This window comes from Fulvimarina endophytica, assembly GCF_003403015.1.
GTDB classification, from domain to species: domain Bacteria; phylum Pseudomonadota; class Alphaproteobacteria; order Rhizobiales; family Rhizobiaceae; genus Fulvimarina; species Fulvimarina endophytica.
The window spans coordinates 64781-83097 of the sequence record NZ_QURL01000002.1; the positions used below are offsets into that span (position 1 = coordinate 64781).

The 18317-nt window shown below is 65.8% G+C and carries 12 protein-coding genes; 7 read left to right on the forward strand and 5 right to left on the reverse strand.

Annotated elements, in window-relative coordinates; all coding sequences use genetic code 11:
* Positions 1-25: 25 nt before the first annotated feature.
* From DYI37_RS03740 to DYI37_RS03750, 3 genes are all read left to right on the forward strand, one after another.
* On the forward strand, positions 26-1555 hold the full coding sequence (locus DYI37_RS03740) for a TadA family conjugal transfer-associated ATPase (RefSeq protein WP_116681885.1): 1530 nt from the start codon (positions 26-28) through the stop codon (positions 1553-1555).
* The gene (locus DYI37_RS03745; RefSeq protein ID WP_116681886.1) at positions 1552-2559 is read left to right on the forward strand and encodes a type II secretion system F family protein; all 1008 of its coding nucleotides are present in this window, start codon (positions 1552-1554) and stop codon (positions 2557-2559) included. The genes DYI37_RS03740 and DYI37_RS03745 overlap by 4 nt, the downstream gene beginning before the upstream one ends.
* Positions 2560-2637: 78 nt before the next feature.
* Entirely contained in the window at positions 2638-3636 is a 999-nt protein-coding gene (locus DYI37_RS03750; protein WP_116681887.1) for a type II secretion system F family protein, read from the forward strand.
* A gap of 43 nt (positions 3637-3679) precedes the next feature.
* Here DYI37_RS03750 and DYI37_RS03755 read toward each other — a convergent pair whose 3' ends face one another.
* Entirely contained in the window at positions 3680-4762 is a 1083-nt protein-coding gene (locus tag DYI37_RS03755) for an alpha/beta fold hydrolase (protein WP_116681888.1), read from the reverse strand.
* A gap of 675 nt (positions 4763-5437) precedes the next feature.
* Here DYI37_RS03755 and DYI37_RS03760 point away from each other — a divergent pair.
* On the forward strand, positions 5438-5905 hold the full coding sequence (locus DYI37_RS03760) for an Hsp20 family protein (protein WP_116681889.1): 468 nt from the start codon (positions 5438-5440) through the stop codon (positions 5903-5905).
* Between the two features lie 146 nt (positions 5906-6051).
* Here the strand turns inward: DYI37_RS03760 and DYI37_RS03765 are convergent, their stop codons facing one another.
* Positions 6052-6279, reverse strand: coding sequence for an Rmf/CrpP family protein (locus DYI37_RS03765; protein WP_116681890.1), 228 nt, complete (start codon positions 6277-6279; stop codon positions 6052-6054).
* A 67-nt stretch (positions 6280-6346) separates the two neighbouring features.
* On the reverse strand, positions 6347-7402 hold the full coding sequence (locus DYI37_RS03770) for a threonine aldolase family protein (protein WP_116681891.1): 1056 nt from the start codon (positions 7400-7402) through the stop codon (positions 6347-6349).
* A 347-nt stretch (positions 7403-7749) separates the two neighbouring features.
* Between DYI37_RS03770 and gltB the strand changes: the two genes are divergently transcribed.
* From gltB to DYI37_RS03785, 3 genes are all read left to right on the forward strand, one after another.
* The gene (gltB, locus tag DYI37_RS03775) at positions 7750-12471 is read left to right on the forward strand and encodes a glutamate synthase large subunit (RefSeq protein WP_116681892.1); all 4722 of its coding nucleotides are present in this window, start codon (positions 7750-7752) and stop codon (positions 12469-12471) included.
* 198 nt (positions 12472-12669) lie between these two features.
* Positions 12670-13302, forward strand: coding sequence for a glutathione S-transferase family protein (locus DYI37_RS03780; protein ID WP_116681893.1), 633 nt, complete (start codon positions 12670-12672; stop codon positions 13300-13302).
* A 398-nt stretch (positions 13303-13700) separates the two neighbouring features.
* On the forward strand, positions 13701-15155 hold the full coding sequence (locus tag DYI37_RS03785; RefSeq protein WP_116681894.1) for a glutamate synthase subunit beta: 1455 nt from the start codon (positions 13701-13703) through the stop codon (positions 15153-15155).
* Between the two features lie 223 nt (positions 15156-15378).
* On the opposite strand, the gene DYI37_RS03790 is transcribed toward DYI37_RS03785, so the two are convergent.
* Positions 15379-16842 (reverse strand): SGNH/GDSL hydrolase family protein, encoded by a 1464-nt coding sequence (locus DYI37_RS03790; RefSeq protein ID WP_116681895.1) that lies wholly within the window; start codon positions 16840-16842, stop codon positions 15379-15381.
* Between the two features lie 67 nt (positions 16843-16909).
* Positions 16910-18148 (reverse strand): lytic murein transglycosylase, encoded by a 1239-nt coding sequence (locus DYI37_RS03795; protein WP_116681896.1) that lies wholly within the window; start codon positions 18146-18148, stop codon positions 16910-16912.
* Positions 18149-18317: the final 169 nt, after the last annotated feature.

Sequence of the window (18317 nt, forward strand, 5' to 3'; positions counted from 1 at the left end):
GTCAAACAAGGTCGGGAGACCCACCATGTTCGGTAAACGGACGCAGACCGGGAATGCCGCTCCGCCGCCGCCGGCGGCACCCGCCCATTCCCAGACGGTCGCCCTGAAGGAGCGGGCCGCGCCAAGCCCCGTGCAGTCTTCGGGCGGCATGCGGTCCCAGCTTCTGGACGTCGCCCCGCCCGCATCGCGCCGCGCCGCGCCACCTGCCGCGCCGGCCAAGCCCGCCGCCGAGAGCGCGCGCGGCGCAGGTCGCCGCGACGAGGCCTTCTACGAGCGCAAGAGCCAGGTCTTCGGCGCCCTCATCGACACCATCGACCTGTCGCAGCTCGCCGCCCTCGACAACGAGACGGCGCGCGAGGAAATCCGCGACATCGTCAACGACATCATCCAGATCAAGAACTACGCGATGACCATCGCCGAGCAGGAAGACCTGCTCGCCGACATCTGCAACGACGTTCTGGGTTACGGTCCGCTCGAGCCGCTTCTGGCGCGCGACGACATCGCCGACATCATGGTAAACGGGGCCAAGCAGACCTTCATCGAAGTCGGCGGCAAGACGATCGAGACGAATGTCCGATTCCGGGACAACCAGCAGCTCCTCAACATCTGCCAGCGCATCGTCAGCCAGGTCGGCCGCCGCGTCGACGAGACCTCGCCGATCTGCGACGCGCGCCTGCCGGACGGAAGCCGCGTCAACGTCATCGCCCCGCCGCTCGCCCTCGACGGTGCCGCGCTGACCATCCGCAAGTTCCGCAAGGACAAGCTGACCCTCGACGAACTGGTCCGGTTCGGCTCGATCACGCCGGAAGGCGCGCAGATCCTCCAGATCATCGGCCGGGTGCGCTGCAATGTCGTTATCTCGGGCGGCACGGGCTCGGGCAAGACGACGCTGCTCAACTGCCTCACCCACTATATCGACGCCGACGAGCGCATCGTCACCTGCGAGGACAGCGCCGAACTCCAGCTCCAGCAGCCCCATGTCGTGCGCCTGGAAACCCGCCCGCCGAATATCGAGGGCGAGGGCGCGATCACCATGCGCGATCTCGTCAAGAACTGCCTGCGCATGCGGCCCGAACGCATCGTCGTCGGCGAGGTGCGCGGCCCGGAGGTGTTCGACCTCCTGCAGGCCATGAACACCGGCCATGACGGCTCGATGGGCACGATCCACGCCAACTCGCCGCGCGAGTGCCTGAACCGTATCGAATCGATGATCGCCATGGGCGGCTATTCGCTGCCCTCGCGCACGGTCAAGGAGATCGTCTGCGGCTCGGTGGACATCATCGTGCAGGCGGCGCGCCTGCGCGACGGCTCGCGCCGCATCACGCACATCACGGAAGTGATCGGCATGGAAGGCGACGTCATCATCACCCAGGATCTCTTCGTCTACGACATCCTCGGCGAGGACGTGAACGGCAAGCTGATCGGCAAGCATCGCTCGACCGGCATCGGTCGTCCCCGGTTCTGGGACAAGGCGCGTTATTTCGGCGAGGAAAAGCGTCTCGCCGCCGCCCTCGACGCGAGCCAGGGCGCCGAGCCGGAAGGAACCTTCCGGTGAGCCCCCTCGCGGTCCTCCTCTTCGTCGTCCTGTCGACCATCGCGGTCGGCGGCGTGACCTATGCGATCCTCCAGCCGAAGATCGCCAACAACAAGCGCGTGACGGAACGCAAGACCGTCTATTCGCGCGACGAGGCCGCGCGCGCGCGCGCCGGGCAGGTCCGCGACCGGCTGCAGGAACAGGCCAAGCGCCGAAAGACCCTGCAGAACAATCTCAAGGACATGGAGAACCGCGTGCGCGAGCGCGGCTTCAAGGGGCAGAAGCTGTCGCTCGAGCAGACCCTCAAGCAGTGCGGTCTGAAGATCTCGGCGCGCTCCTTCCGTCTCGTCTCGGCGGCGGCGGGCTTCGTCACGGGCTTCGTCGTCCTCCTGTTCGGCATTCCGCTGCTCTTTGCGATCGGGATCGGCATCGTGGCCGGCCTCGGTCTTCCGCGCGTCTTCCTCGCCCGGCGCAAGGCGGCGCGGATCAAGGCGTTCTCCAACCATTTCCCGACGGCGATCGATCTCATCGTGCGCGGCGTGAAGGCGGGCCTTCCACTCAACGACACCCTGCGCACCGTCGTCAGCGACGTTCCCGAGCCGGTCGCCGGCGAGTTTCGCAAGATCATCGAGGCCCAGCAGGTCGGCGTCCCGCTCGGCGAGGCCTGCGAGCGGCTCTACAACCAGATCCCGCTGCCCGAGACGAACTTCTTCGCCATCGTCATCACCATCCAGGCCCAGGCCGGCGGCAATCTCTCCGAGGCCCTCGGCAATCTCTCGCGCGTGCTGCGCGATCGCCGCAGGATGCGCCAGAAGATCGATGCGGTCTCGATGGAGGCCAAGGCGTCCGCCACCATCATCGGCGCGATCCCGGTCTGCGTGGCGCTGATGATCCATTTCACGGCGCCCGACTATCTCTCCGCACTCTTTCATGATGCGCGCGGCAACATCATCCTCCTGGGCTGCGGCCTCTGGATGGCGACCGGCATCCTCGTGATGCGGCGGATGATCAATTTCGACGTCTAGGGGCGCGAGCGGCCTTTCGGGATCATCGGCCGGCGCAAGTCGGCCTCACATATTCGGCAAGCAGGGAAGGAGCGCGACGTGCAGGGCGTCTTCGCGATCATCGGCATCAGACCTGAAACCTTTTTCAGCATCGTGCTGTCGCTTGCGATCTTCGCGAGCCTTCTCGCCGTCATCCTGCCGCAGATGGCCCGCAACCGCTTGCAGGGCCGCATGAAGTCGGTGGCCTTGGAGCGCGAGGAGGTGAGGGCGCGCGAGCGCGCACGTCTCGGCAGCGAACGCGCGCAGGGCAAGCGCGGACTTCGGCAGACCGAGGAGCGGGGCTTTGCGGCCCGGGTCGTGGAATCGCTGAACCTGAAGAAGGCCCTCGTCGACGATGCGACGACCAACCAGCTTCGCGTCGCGGGCTTCCGGTCCCAGCGTCACCTCACCCTGTTCCTGTTCGCGCGCATCTCGCTTGCCAGTCTTCTGTTCGCGGCCGCGCTCGCGGGCATCTACGGCGCGGGTCTTCTCGCCGAAAAGCCGCCGCTGATGCGGCTCATCGCCTGCCTGATCTTCGCCTATATCGGCTTCGTCCTGCCGGTGGTCTATCTGCGCAATGCCGCGGCCAAGCGTCAGGCCTCGATCCAGAGCGCCTGGCCCGATGCGCTCGACCTGCTTCTCATCTGCGTCGAGGCCGGCAAATCCATCGAAGCGGCCTTCCGCAAGGTCGCCGAGGAGATCGGCGTCCAGTCGGTGCCGCTTGCCGAGGAGATGATGCTGACCTGCGCCGAGCTGTCCTATCTTCCCGACCGCCGGACCGCCTACGAGAACCTCATCGCCCGCACCGATCTCGACGGCGTGCGCGCCACGATGACCGCGCTGACCCAGGCCGAGCGCTACGGAACGCCCGTTGGTTCGGCCTTGAGGACGATGGCGCAGGAAAACCGTGATCTGCGCATGAACGCGGCCGAGAAGAAGGCCGCCGCCCTGCCGCCGAAGCTGACGGTGCCGATGATCGTCTTCTTCCTGCCGGTGCTGCTCGTCATCATTCTCGCCCCGGCCGCCCTCGACATCATGGACCGGATGAGCGGGTCCTGAAGCGCCCGGCGCTGGCGAGGCTGCGGCAACCCTCGAAGGGCCGTCAGGCGAACTCCGCCGGCCTTGCCGGCGCCTGTTTCCCGTCGGCGGCATCGCCGGCGTCCTCGGGGCGATGTCCGGCCTCCGGCATCGGCATCGAGGGCTCGAAGAAGGTTTCGAGCGCCGCAAGAAGCGGCAGCCTGTACCGGTCGCTTTCCTGCAGAAGCTCGTGCCGCGCGCCCGGCAGGCTGAGGCTCGATGCCGAGCGCATCCGCCAGGCGAGCCGCTCGGCCGCCTTCGTCGAGACCACGCGGTCGGCGCCCGCGCACACGAACAGCGTCGGAATGCCGTATCGCGCGATCACCGCCGAGCGCTCGAGACGGGCCATCGCGCCCGTCATCGCCGCGACCCAGGAAAAGGTCGGCGCGCCGAGGAAGAGCGAGGGATATGTCGTCGCCAGACGACGATTGCGATCGAATCGCCGGGGATCGCTGGTCAGCGGATTGTCGGGCGGCGTGCCGACGGCACCGGGCAGGGCGTTGCGACGGACGGGAAACCGCCCGAAGCCTGCAAGCCGGGCGCCGAGTGAGAAGCCACGCACGAGCCTTTTCGTGATCGTGCGTCCGGGCAGGGCGACGAGCGGAGCGCTCAACACCATGCGCTCGATCCTGTTGGAGAGGACATCGCTCGCCGACAGGGCGACGAGCCCACCCATGGAATGGGCAAGGACGCTGTAGGGCGGGCGGCAGTCCGGCAGCACCAGACTCTTCATGACGCATTCGAGATCGATGCGATAACCGGCCATGCCGCGCACATGGCCGAGCCGCCGGCCGTCTTCGACAGACGCGCTTTCCCTCTCGCCGGGCTTGGGCGCGCGCGCCTCGGACGCGCCCTGGCCGCGCCAGTCGAAGGTCGCCACGGTGAAGCCGCGGCCGTTGAGATCGGCCATCGTCTCGAAATACTTCTCGATCGTCTCGTTCCGCCCCTGAAGAACGAGGATCGTGCCGCGCGAGGCACCGTGCGGACGCGAGATCGCGCAGCGCAGTTCCAGGCCATCGGGCGTCGTCACGAGCTTGGCGACGAGATTGGGCGGCGGCGGATTGCCAGGGATCTCCACGAACCCTGCGGGTGTATCAGCTTGCGACATGGGGGTTCCGGGCGGAAATGGCGGGCGGCATCCGGTTTCTCGCGGAGCCGGCAGGCGGTCCCAGACCTCATAGCGTGCCGGGCGCGCGGCCGTCAAAGACCGCCGATCCCGGGGGCGAGAAGAAATGCCGGGCCGATGTCGATCTGAGGAGAAGGGCGAGCCGGAAGATCCTCCTGAGGAATCCTCCGGCTCTGACGGCCACAGCGGAAGGGACGGGACGCTGCGACCGGTTTGGATCGGTTCGGGCGCGAGGCGCTTGCGAACCGTATGCGAATCAAAAGGCGATACGCCTGCCTTATCAATATAGCGAGCGAATGGGCGACGTCGACGCGTTCCCCTCGTTGCGGATCGACCATGCTTGAGAAGAAGTGAACGAAAGCAGACGCCGTCGTTCATCCAGAGTTCAGGTTTGCGACAGCCGGGGTGAAATCGGGCAGTACGATCAGCTTCTTATACGAGTGACGGGAGCGCGCCCCGGGTTCGAAAGAAATTTTGGCCCTCCCGAAAAAAATCCGCTCGCATCGTCGCCGCGATCTCTTGAACGGCAAAATGCGAAAAACCATCTTTGGATCGTGGCCGCCGAAAGGGGCCACGGACCGGACAGCGTCGCCTCAATGGGGCGCTTCGGATCGGTTCGACATTCACGCAAATCGTTGCTTCTTCAGGAGAACATCCATGCGTCACGTTGACTTCGCTCCCCTCTATCGCTCGACCGTCGGCTTCGATCGTCTCTTCTCGATGCTCGACAATGTCTCGCAGCCGGAGGGTGGCCAGACCTATCCCCCCTACAATATCGAACGGACCGCCGAGAACGACTACCGCATCACCATGGCGGTGGCGGGCTTCTCCGAGGCCGAACTCTTCATCGAATCGCGTGAGAACACGCTGACCGTGAAGGGCGAGAAGGCCGAGACGGAAGCCGATCAGTCGGTGGAATACCTGCATCGCGGCATTGCCGGGCGCGCCTTCGAGCGTCGCTTCCAACTCGCCGATCACGTCGAGGTCCGCGGCGCCAGCCTCAAGAACGGGCTGCTCCACGTGGAACTGAAGCGGGTCATTCCCGAGGCGATGAAGCCGCGCAAGATCGAGATCCAGAGCGTCGGCAATCAGAACGCCAAGGCGATCGACACCGAAGCGGCCTGATCCTCCGTTCAGACTCTGATGATTGGACGGCGTCCCGAAAGGGGCGCCGTATTCTGTTGGGCGGGCTTTTCTGGCGTCCGCGAGGGAACGGCTTCCGGCCTCAAGACCGCCCGATCTCGCTTTCGGAGACCGGGCGGTCTCGATGGTCAGCTCTGCCGAGGCACGTTCGAGGCGCGCATGCGCCGACGTGCCACATCGGCCATCATGTCCGAGGCCGGTTCCGCATGGCCGCGAGCTTCGTCTGTTCGCTGGCAATGGGTCCAGCCTGCCATCCACTGGGTTCTGAAATCGGAGCCCTGCGGATATTCGCAGGCCGACATCGGCAGATTGGCCCGATAGGCGAGCTTGCCCTGTTCGAATGCACTGGTCGACATCGAAAGCCTCCTCTTCTTTGTCGGACCCGTCTTTCGAGGCGGATCGAAGAGGCAATCCGTGGGTGGATCAGAGGGTTCCGAGAAGGGCCAGGAATTGATCGACATCCGCCTCGCTCGTCGACCAGGAGGTCACGAGGCGCACAAGGCTTTCGTCGGGGCCGGTGATGTTGTGCATGGAATGGGGGGCGTTCCAGTCGTAGAAGACGGCCCCACCGGCGCGCAGCCGCTCTGCCGTCTCGCGCGGAAAGACCGCGAAGATCTCGTTCGAGCGCGTCGGCCAGGCCTGCCGGCCGGCGGCGGAGGCGTCGAGACCGGCCCGCAACCTGTCCGCCATACGGTTGGCGTCGGCTGCCATGTCCAGCCAGCGGCCGTTCTCCAGATAGGCCATGAACTGGGCGGCGACGAAACGGGTCTTGGAGAAGAGCTGGGCGCCGCGCTTGCGGATATAGCGGAACTGCTCGGCCTTGGCGGGATCGAAGAAGACGACGGCCTCGGCGCACCAGCATCCGTTCTTCGTCGCGCCGAAGGAGAGGATGTCGACGCCGTGCCGCCATGTCATGTCGGCCGGCGAGCGACCGTCCGCCACGAGGCCGTTGGCAAAGCGCGCGCCATCCATGTGGAGCGCCAGTCCGCGCTCGTGCGTGATCGCGGCGATCGCCTCGATCTCGGCTGCCGAATAGAGGGTTCCGGCTTCGCCCGGCTGGCTGATCGTCACCGCCATGGGCTGGCCGGCATGGACGAAATCGGGTTTGAAGCGGGCGAGTTCGCGCCTCAGATTGTCCGGATCGATCTTGCCGTTCGCGCCGTCGACGGGCGCCATGCGCGCGCCGTGGGTGAAGAATTCGGGCGCGCCGCATTCGTCCTCGATCACATGCGCCTCGCGATGGCACAGCACCACGCCGCCCGGACGGTTGACGGCGGCAAAGGCGAGAGAGTTGGCGGCCGTGCCGGTGCCGACGAAGAACACGGCGACCTTGCGCTCGAAGATCTCGTCGAAGCGCTTTTCCACCGCCTTGTCGAGCACGGACTCGCCATAGGCCGCGGCCATGCCGGCGCTCTCGCGCGCCATTGCCTCGTTGATGGCGGGATGAGCGCCGGACCAGTTGTCGGATGCGAAGATCATGCCGTGGCCCTATCGTGGCCCGGCGATCCGTGCAAGTTTCCGCTGACAGAGCGAGGGCTGCCCGGCGACGGAGCGGCAATGGGTCGGCTTGCCGCTATCTTGCGCATCTGGCATATTGCCGCTAATAGGACAGCATTGCTGCCATAAATCAGGGGCCGGTCGCAACGGCGCCGACATGCCTGACGACGGGTCCGGCGGGAGCGACAGGGCTTTCCGTGCACGGGCCCTCCGGCGGATGGGACCATTCGCGGCCGACCCATGAGGATGGGGAAGGTCGCGGCAGCCATCGACATGATTGACGATAGACGCGCCGGCCGCTTGCCGCGCGAAGAGAGGACGACGACGCGATGACGAACAGGACGCCATCCCTCGAACTCGGCGCTTCGGCCGCCGTGACGACGACCCCTTCGACCGCCGTCCCGTTCGATCCGGCCCGCCCCTCGCGCGCCGGCCTCTACGATCCGCGCAACGAGCACGATGCCTGCGGCGTCGGCTTCATCGCGCATATGAAGAACGCCAAGTCCCATTCGATCGTCTCCAAGGGTCTCGAGATCCTCGAGAACCTGACCCATCGCGGCGCGGTGGGCGCCGACCCGCTGATGGGCGACGGCGCGGGCATGCTCGTGCAGATCCCTCACGGCTTCTTCAAGGCGGTGATGGGTGAAGAGGGCATCGAACTGCCCGAGCCCGGCCATTACGGCGTCGGCCACCTCTTCATGCCGCGCGACGAGGCGCTGCGCGCGCGCATCGTCGAGATCGTCGAAGAGTCGATCCAGTCGGAGGGTCTGTCGCTGATCGGCTGGCGCAAGGTGCCGGTCTCCAACGCCTCTCTCTCCACCGCGCCGGAAATCGTCGCGACCGAGCCGGTGCACAAGCAGCTCTTCATCGCCCGCCCGGCGGAGATCGCGAGCGAGGACGAGTTCGAGCGCAAGCTCTACATCGTGCGCAAGGTCATCTCGAACCGGGTGCAGGCCGAGGAAGACGGCCGCGACCAGGGCTTCTATCCGGTCTCCCTGTCCTGCCGCACGATCGTCTACAAGGGCATGTTCCTCGCCTATCAGCTCGGCGACTACTATGCCGACCTGAAGGACGAGCGCTTCGAATCCGCGCTCGCCCTCGTCCATCAGCGCTTCTCGACCAACACTTTCCCCTCCTGGAAGCTGTCGCATCCCTATCGCATGGTCGCCCATAACGGCGAGATCAACACGCTGCGCGGCAATGTGAACTGGATGGCGGCCCGCCAGGCCTCGGTCGATTCGGAGCTCTTCGGCAACGACATCTCCAAGCTCTGGCCGATCTCCTACGAGGGCCAGTCCGACACCGCCTGCTTTGACAACGCGCTCGAATTCCTCGTCGAGGGCGGCTATCCGCTCGCCCATGCGATGATGATGCTGATCCCCGAGGCCTGGGCCGGCAACAAGCAGATGTCGCGCGAGACAAAGGCCTTCTACGAGTATCACGCAGCTCTCATGGAGCCGTGGGACGGACCGGCCGCGGTCGCCTTCACCGACGGGCGCCAGATCGGTGCGACGCTGGACCGCAACGGCCTTCGCCCGGCCCGCTACGTGGTGACGGACGACGACCTGATCATCATGGCCTCCGAAGCCGGCACGCTCGCGATCGACGAGTCCAAGGTGGTGCGCAAGTGGCGTCTCCAGCCGGGCCGCATGCTGCTCATCGATCTGGAGAAGGGCCGCATCGTCTCCGACGAGGAGGTCAAGCGGGAGATGGCCGAGGCCAATCCCTATGGCGAGTGGGTCAAGAACACCCAGATCATCCTGGAAGAGCTGAAGCCGGTCGCCCCGCGCGCCTCGCGTTCGGACGTCTCCCTGCTCGACCGCCAGCAGGCTTTCGGCTACACGATCGAGGACACCCGCGGCCTGATGGCGCCGATGGCGACCACCGGCCAGGAGGGCATCGGCTCCATGGGCACCGACACGCCGATCTCGGCGATGTCGTCCGAGGCCAAGCTCCTCTACACCTATTTCAAGCAGAACTTCGCCCAGGTGACGAACCCGCCGATCGATCCGATCCGCGAGGAACTCGTCATGAGCCTCGTCTCCTTCATCGGCCCGCGCCCGAACATCTTCGATCTGGAAGGCTCCTCGCGCAAGAAGCGCCTCGAGGTGCGCCAGCCGATCCTGACCAATGGCGATCTCGAGAAGATCCGCAATATCGGCCATACCGAGGATCGGTTCGACACCAAGACGATCGACATGACCTATCCGGCCTCGCAAGGGGCGGGCGGCATGGAGGGGGCGCTCGAGCGCCTGTGCGAGCGGTCCGAAGCGGCCGTCATCGGCGGCTACAACATCATCATCCTGTCCGACCGGCAGGTGGGTCCCGATCGCCTGCCGATCCCGGCGCTGCTCGCCTGCGCGGCCGTGCACCATCACCTGATCCGCAAGGGCTTGCGCACCGCGGCCGGCCTCGTCATCGAATCGGGCGAGCCGCGCGAGGTGCATCACTTCGCCTGTCTCGCCGGCTACGGCGCCGAGGCGATCAACCCCTATCTCGCCTTCGACACCCTGCTCGCCATGCACCAGCGCGGCGACTTCCCGCCGGAGGTGGACGCGACCGAGGTCGTGACGCGCTACATCAAGGCGATCGGCAAGGGCATCCTGAAGGTCATGTCCAAGATGGGCATCTCGACCTACCAGTCCTATTGCGGCGCCCAGATCTTCGACATCATCGGGCTGAATTCCAGCTTCGTCGCGCGCTACTTCACGGGCACGGCGACGCAGATCGAGGGCATCGGCCTGGAGGAAGTGGCACGCGAGAGCGCCACGCGCCATGCGGCGGCCTTCTCCGACGATCCGGTCCTCGCCCGTTCGCTCGCCGTCGGCGGCGAATACGCCTATCGCATCCGCGGCGAGAAGCACATGTGGACGCCGGACAACGTTGCGACCCTGCAGCATGCCGTGCGCACCGATTCCTGGGAGCGCTACGAGGACTATGCGCGCCAGGTGAACGAGGCGAGCACCGAGCAGCAGACCATTCGCGGGCTCTTCCGCATCAAGAGCGCGGAGGAGAAGGGGCGCAAGCCGGTGCCGCTCGACGAGGTCGAACCGGCCAAGGACATCGTGCGCCGCTTCGTGACCGGGGCCATGTCCTTCGGCTCCATCTCGCGCGAGGCCCATACGACGCTCGCCAAGGCGATGAACCGCATCGGCGGCAAGTCGAACACGGGCGAGGGCGGCGAGGAGCCCGATCGCTTCTCGGCCCTGCCGGACGGCACGCCCAATCCCGAGCGCTCGGCGATCAAGCAGATCGCTTCGGGCCGGTTCGGCGTGACGACGGAATATCTCGTCAACGGCGACATGCTGCAGATCAAGATCGCGCAAGGGGCAAAGCCCGGCGAGGGCGGCCAGCTTCCCGGCCACAAGGTCGATGCGACCATCGCCAAGGTGCGCTTCTCGACGCCGGGCGTCGGCCTCATCTCGCCGCCGCCCCATCACGACATCTACTCGATCGAGGATCTGGCCCAGCTGATCTACGATCTGAAGAACGTCAATCCGGCGGCCGACATCTCGGTCAAGCTCGTCTCGGAGGTCGGCTGCGGTACGGTCGCGGCGGGCGTCGCCAAGGCGCGCGCCGATCACGTGACGATCTCCGGCTATGACGGGGGAACCGGCGCCTCGCCGCTCACCTCCATCAAGCACGCGGGCAGCCCGTGGGAGATGGGCCTTGCCGAAACCCAGCAGACCCTCGTCCTCAACGGTCTGCGCTCGCGCATCTGCCTGCAGGTGGACGGCGGCCTTCGCACCGGCCGCGACGTCATCGTCGGCGCGCTGCTCGGGGCGGACGAGTTCGGCTTCTCCACCGCGCCGCTGATCGCGGCCGGCTGCATCATGATGCGCAAGTGCCATCTCAACACCTGCCCGGTGGGCGTGGCGACCCAGGACCCGGTCCTGCGCCAGCGCTTCAAGGGCGCGCCCGAGCATGTGGTGAACTTCTTCTTCTACGTGGCCGAGGAAGTTCGTCTGCTCATGGCCGAGATGGGCGTCCGCTCCCTCTCCGAGCTGATCGGCCAGTCCGACTGGCTCGACAAGCGGGAGGTGATCGAGCACTGGAAGGCGCGCGGGCTCGATTTCGCGAACGTCTTCTTCAAGCCGCAGGCCGAAGCCGAGGAGCTGCGCTGGACCCAGCGCCAGAAGCATCCGATCGACGATGTTCTCGATCGCAAGCTTATCGCCGAGGCCGAGCCGGCGCTCGCCTCGCGCCAGCCCGTCGAGATCGAGACGAAGATCATCAACGTGGACCGTTCGGCCGGTGCCATGCTCTCGGGCGAGGTCTGCAAGCGCTTCGGCCTCAAGGGCCTGCGCGACGACACGATCAGGGTGAAGCTGTCGGGCACCGCCGGCCAGAGCTTCGGGGCGTTCCTCGCCCGGGGGATCACCTTCGAGCTGTCGGGCGAGGCCAACGACTATGTCGGCAAGGGCATTTCGGGCGGCCGCCTGATCGTCAAGCCCGATCCGAACGCACGGATCGTCCCCGAGGAGTCGATCATCGTCGGCAACACGGTCCTCTACGGCGCGATCTCGGGCGAGTGCTATTTCCGGGGCGTTGCCGGCGAGCGCTTCGCGGTGCGCAATTCGGGCGCCATCGCGGTGGTCGAGGGCGTCGGCGATCATGGCTGCGAATACATGACCGGTGGTGTCGTGGTCATTCTCGGCCAGACGGGACGCAACTTCGCCGCGGGCATGTCGGGCGGCGTCGCCTATGTCTTCGACGAGGCCGGCGACTTCTCCGAGCGCTGCAACATGGCGATGGTCGATCTGGAGCCCGTTCCCGAGGAGGACGACCTCCTGGAGAAGCTGCACCATCACGGCGGCGATCTGCAGCACAAGGGCCGCGTCGACGTCTCCTCCGACATGACGCGGCACGACGACGAGCGCCTCTTCCAGCTGATTTCGAACCATCTGCACTATACGGGCTCGGCCCGGGCCAAGCAGATGCTCGACGACTGGGAGCACTACCGTCCGAAATTCGTGAAGGTGATGCCGGTCGAGTATCGCCGGGCCCTTCAGGAAATGGAGCGTATGAAAATGGGCGTCGCGGCCGAATAAGCCGCTTCCTCACGTCTTTCCGGAGCCCCGGATCGCCCGCCCGCGATCCGGGGTTCTTCGTTTCGAAGGCCGCGATTGTGCCTTCTGGGCACGCTCGCCCATCGCATAATCGCCAAGCCTGCCTAGTTACGGGACCGGAAGCGGCGTTCACTTCGCCGGTTTCACGTGAATCGTTCAGCAAGGAAGGACAAAAAGACGATGGCCGATTACAAGCTCTGGGGTTTCGACGGATCCACCTATGTGCGCACCGTCAAGATGGTGTTCGCCGAAAAGCACGGCGGCAATTACGAGCAGGTTCCGGTGAACGTGCTCGAGGGCGAGCCCAAGAGCGAGGAGCATCTCGAACGTCATCCCTTCGGCAAGGTGCCGGTTCTCGACCACAAGGGCTTCCGCATCATCGAGACGCCGGCGATCTGCCAGTATCTCGACACGCTGCTGCCCGGAATCGCGCTCGTTCCGTCCGATCCGAAGAGCCGTGCGCGCATGGACATGGTGACGAGCATCGTCGACTCCTACACCTATGGCCCGGTCGTCGGAGGCGTCGTCGGCTATCACCTCTTCCCCGATTTCGTCGGCGGCAAGGACGATGCGGCCCATGAGAAGGGTATCAAGGACGCCAAGCACGCGCTGACGCAGCTGATGAAGATCAAGGGTTCGGACCAGTATCTCGCCGGCGAGCAGATCTCCATCGCCGATCTCTATCTGGCGCCGCTCGTCGCCTATATCTGCAAGACGCCCCACAAGGACGAGTTCATGACCGAGGTGGACGGCCTGTCCGACTGGTGGGCGCTCATCTCCAATCGCGAGAGCTTCAAGGCGACCGAGATCTGATCGCCGCGCAGGCAAAGCGGAGGACGATCCGTCTTCAACTCCCGATACAGGACGAGGCCCGCCGCGAGCGGGCCTTTTCGTGTTCGCGGGTGCGTCGGCGGGTGTGCGCCCGTCGGCAGGAAGTGCCGTTCGCGGAGACAGGGCCGGGCAGGGCATTTCGACCGCGTCTGCGGCCTATCGGCACTCATTCGGCCACGACATAAGGCTCAGGCGGCTCCGGCGCTTGCATTTGGCGCTGTTTTGATGACAGACAACGCATGAGCATCCCGTCGCATTCCCCCTGTCGCGCCGAGAATTGGCTGCGGGGCTGACGCCGGCGGGAAAATCATTTTAGAAGAGATCCGAAGAGGCGTTTCGCAGCGCATCGCGGCAGCATGCAGGTTGGATAGAGGTGGGGAATGGGTAAGGTCACCGGCTTTCTCGAAATCGATCGTCAGACGCCGAAATATCAGCCGGCCTCGGACCGTATCCGGCATTTCAAGGAATTCACCCTGCCGATGTCCGAGCCCGAGGTCGCCAAGCAGGCGGCCCGCTGCATGGATTGCGGGATTCCCTACTGCCACGGGCCGACGGGCTGCCCGATCCACAACCAGATCCCGGACTGGAACGACCTCGTCTATCAGGGCGACTGGGAGGCTGCGATCCGCAACCTCCATTCCACCAACAACTTCCCCGAATTCACCGGGCGCATCTGCCCGGCCCCTTGCGAGGAAGCCTGCACGCTGAACCTCGAGGACGTGCCGGTCGCCATCAAGACGGTGGAGCAGGCGCTGGCCGACAAGGCCTACGAGCTCGGCATGATCAAGCCGCAGCCGCCGCGTGAGAAGACCGGCAAGACCGTTGCGATCATCGGTTCGGGACCGGCCGGCATGTCGGCCGCCCAGCAGCTCGCGCGTGCCGGCCACGACGTCCATCTCTACGAGCGCGAGTCGCGCCCGGGCGGGCTGATGCGCTACGGCATTCCCGACTTCAAGATGGAGAAGCACTATATCGACCGCCGCGTCGAGCAGATGGAGGCCGAAGGCGTCCGCTTCCTCTGCGGCGTCAATATCGGCGTCGACAAGAGCGTCGAATCGCTGATGGCCGAATACGACGCGGTGCTCTACTGCGGCGGTGCCGAGACGCCGCGCGCCTCCGGCATTCCCGATCACGGCCTCTCAGGCATCTATGACGCGATGCCCTATCTCGTTCAGCAGAACCGGCGTGTCGGCCGCGAGAATATCGCGTCCACCGGATGGCCGGAAGAGGATATCTGGGCCGGCGGCAAGCACGTCGTCGTGGTCGGCGGCGGCGATACGGCGTCGGACTGCGTGGGCACGGCCTTCCGCCAGGGTGCGGTCAAGGTGACCCAGCTCGACATCCGTCCCAAGCCCCCGGTGCGCGAAGACAAGCTGACGGTGTGGCCCTATTGGGCGACCAAGATGCGCACCTCCTCCAGCCAGGCCGAGGGCGCGGTGCGCGACTTCCAGGTCGCCACGCTCGACTTCGTCGGCGAGGACGGCGTTCTCACCGGTGTGAAATGCGCCGAGGTGGACGAGAACCGCAAGCCGATCGAGGGCACCGAATTCATCATCAAGGCCGATCTCGCCTTCATCGCCATCGGGTTCGCCGGTCCCTTCGAGACCGGTGTCCTCTCCGAGCTCGGCGACCGCCTGAAGACCACCAAGGACAGGCGCGGCAATGTCGCCGTCGCGGCGGACGATCAGGGCTACAGAACGTCGGTCGACAAGGTCTACAGCGCCGGCGACGTGCGTCGTGGCCAGTCGCTGGTGGTCTGGGCGATCCGCGAAGGCCGTCAGGCGGCACGCGCGATCGATCTCGATCTCATGGGAAAGACCACGCTGCCGCGCTGAGGCGACAATATCCGGAATGGGCGAGGGGACGTCCCGTGGACGTTCCTTCGGTCTGGCCTGGAGGAAACGTCTCCGCGACCCGAGACCAGAGACTCGCGATTGGCGACGGGTGCCGGGGATATCCCGGAGCGGGACCAGGGCGCCAGTCAGGGTACTGCCCGTCGATGCATGAAAGAATGCCGCAGCCTCGCCTGTCGAGGTTGCGGCTTTTTGCTGACCGATCTCAGCGAGCGGTCTCGCCGGGTGCCGTCTCCTCGCTCTTCCAGTCCTCGATGATCGCGTCGAAGATGTTCGGCATTTCGGGCGGAGGCTCGATGCCGGAACCCTCGGTGATCGTCTTCAGATCGATCGTGCCGCGATAGAGCACCGGCGGGTCGGTGCGCAGGGCGTCGGTCTTGGTATTCCAGGCGAAGTTGTCGGCGCGCCCGTCCTGGCTGGCCATCTGGTCTCCCTTGAGGACGAGACGGTCGCGCGGGGATGGTTCGAAGGCGAAGGGCGAGCCCGCGGGCTGCGTGCCCAGAAGGTCGTCACTGCCCGACTGGCTGAGATCGCCGAGCGCGATGGGCGCGGCAACCGCCGCATTGGCGGCGTTCGTTGCCGGCGGAAGCTGCATGGTGGACAGGGCCTCCTCGCCGAGGGCGACCTGCGGGGAGATCTCGCCGAGCACACGGGAGAGAGCCTTTTCGGCGAAGAAGGCGAGCTTTTCCTTGCCCGCTTCCGTCATTGCGATGCCGTCGCCAGCGCGCAGACGTGCGTTCTGGCCGTTGATGTCGGGGCCCGAATAGACGAAGCCCCCCGCCTCGTCGACGAAGCCGTCCCAAACGCTGACGAATTCGCCCGAAACCCGCTCGGCCGCCCGTTTGTAGATGTCGTTGAGGAAGACCATGTCCTCGCTCATCGCATCGAATTTGAACGAGGGCATGCCGATCCAGATCACCGGGACGTTCTTCTCCTCGGCGACCCGCGCCAGATCGGTCGCGCGCTTTTCGTATTCGGCCGTCCAACCATCCGAACGCACGGCAAGGATGCCGCCCGAGAGCTTCATCGGCTGGCGGTCGTTCGCGCCGATCATGACGGTCAGGACGTCGGGTTCGATCTCGTCGATCAAGGGGCCGAGCTCTGCCGGCCAATCGTAGAAATCCTGCCGCACGAGGCCCGACGAGCCGTTCGTGCGGGCCACGACCTCAATCATCTCGTCATCGGCATACTGGGCCGACAGGCCATCGGCGAGGCCATCGGCCAGGAAGTCGCCGACGACGAGAATGGTCTTGGCGTCGGCGTTCTTGTCGATGGGGGCGGAGGCCCCGGCCGCCGCGCCGGACGCTGCGGCCGCAGCTCCCGTCGCGCCGGCTGCCGTGCCGGTGCGCTTGGCAGCCGAGGAAGACGGGCGCGAGGCGGCCGGTTTGCGGCTCGCCGAACGGCTCGCCTCGGGCCGCGCGCGCGGATTGCTGATGCGCTTCTTCTTGCGGATCACGCGCTTCCTGACCGTCGGGCGGGTCTCGACGGACCGGTTGCCTTGGCCGAACAGCATCTCGACGATGGTCTTGGGCCGCTGCTGCGCATAGGCGCGTCCGTCAGGCAGGACGGCCGTGACGGCAATCACGAAGGCGAGGAGCGCCGTCACCGCGCGCAGCGATGGCCGCCGGGCTGCGATGTCACGATGCCTTGCCGTCGCCGTTGCCGTCATGCGTGGTCTCCTCGGTGAAGGCACGCGCCGATGCCTGGCGCATGCCGTCCTCGCCGCGTGCGCGACGTCAGTTCTGCCGCAGGTAGTTCAGCACTTCCTTGGACGGGTTTCCGTCCTGGGGAAGGCCCGCCCGAGACTGGACCGCGATGATTGCGCCCTTCGATCCGGAGCCGATCTTACCATCGATCTTACCGTCATATAGGCCCCTCGACGCCAAGCGCTTCTGCAGCTCGAAGCGTTCGTCCATCGAGAGCGGCGTATAGCCTCGCGGCCAGTCGTTCACGAGGCCGCTGAAGCCGCCGATCCGGTCACCCAGCATGCCGACGGCGAGGGCGTATTTGTCGGCATTGTTGTAGGACTTCAGCACGAAGAAGTTCTTCATCATCAGGAAGGCCGGGCCGGAATCGCCGGCCATGCGCACGAGGTTCGCCCGGTCGCCGATATTGGGCAGCGGCCGTCCGTCGGCCCGCGTGAAGCCGAGCGAGGCCCATTGGCTGATCGAGCGGTTGTCACGCTCCAGCTTGCCGCCGCGATACTGCGCCGGCACGCGCACCTCGTAGCCCCAGGTCTTGCCGGTCTGCCAGCCGTTCTTGGCGAGGAGGTTCGCAGCGGTCGCCAGCGCATCGGGAACGGATTCCCAGATATTGGCGTGCCCGTCGCCGTCCATGTCGGCCATATAGGCCCGGTAGCTCGTCGGAATGAACTGGGTGTGACCCATGGCACCGGCCCAGGAGCTGATCAGTTCGTTCGGCTTGATATGGCCGTCCTGGACGATCTTCAGGGCCGCGATGAGCTGCTGGCGGGCGAATTTCGCGCGGCGCTGGTCCTGATAGGCGAGGGTGGCGAGCGAGCGCGGCAGGCTCTTCATCACGTCGTCGCGCTGGAGGATCCGGCCGTAATCGGTCTCCATCGACCAGATGGCGAGCAGGATGTCCCGGTCGACGCCGAAGCGGCTCTCGATCCGGTCGAGCCAGCCGGAGAGCTGCTGCCGGTAGGCCTGGCCCGTCTGCACCTGCATGTCGTTGACGCGGTTGTCGATATAGTCCCAGACCTTGGACTGGAATTCGGGCTGGTAGCGGGCCTTTTCCAGAACGTCTGGATCGGGCGAGGTGACGCCCGCGAACGCCCGGCGATAGACGTCCCGCCGCACGCCGCTCTGGGCGGCGGTGTTCTCGAAGGACTGGATCCAGCGCTGGAAGCCTGCATCGGCCCGGGCCGTGCCCGGGGCCAGCGTGAGCGCGAACCCGACCGCTGCTGCACCGGCCACCGCTGCAAGTCGTGACGAAAGACGTGTGAAATACTTCATGACTGCGCGGTCCCCTCGTTGATCCGGTCGTGAAACGAGACGATCGCTCAAGACCGTTAACGTTTCGTTCACCATGGTGGCCGTGAAGTCCCGTTCGAGCGGGTTCTCATCCATCCCCCGGGGTCGATAACCATCTTTTCCGGCGAAATTCGGACAGTGTTGCCTTTCG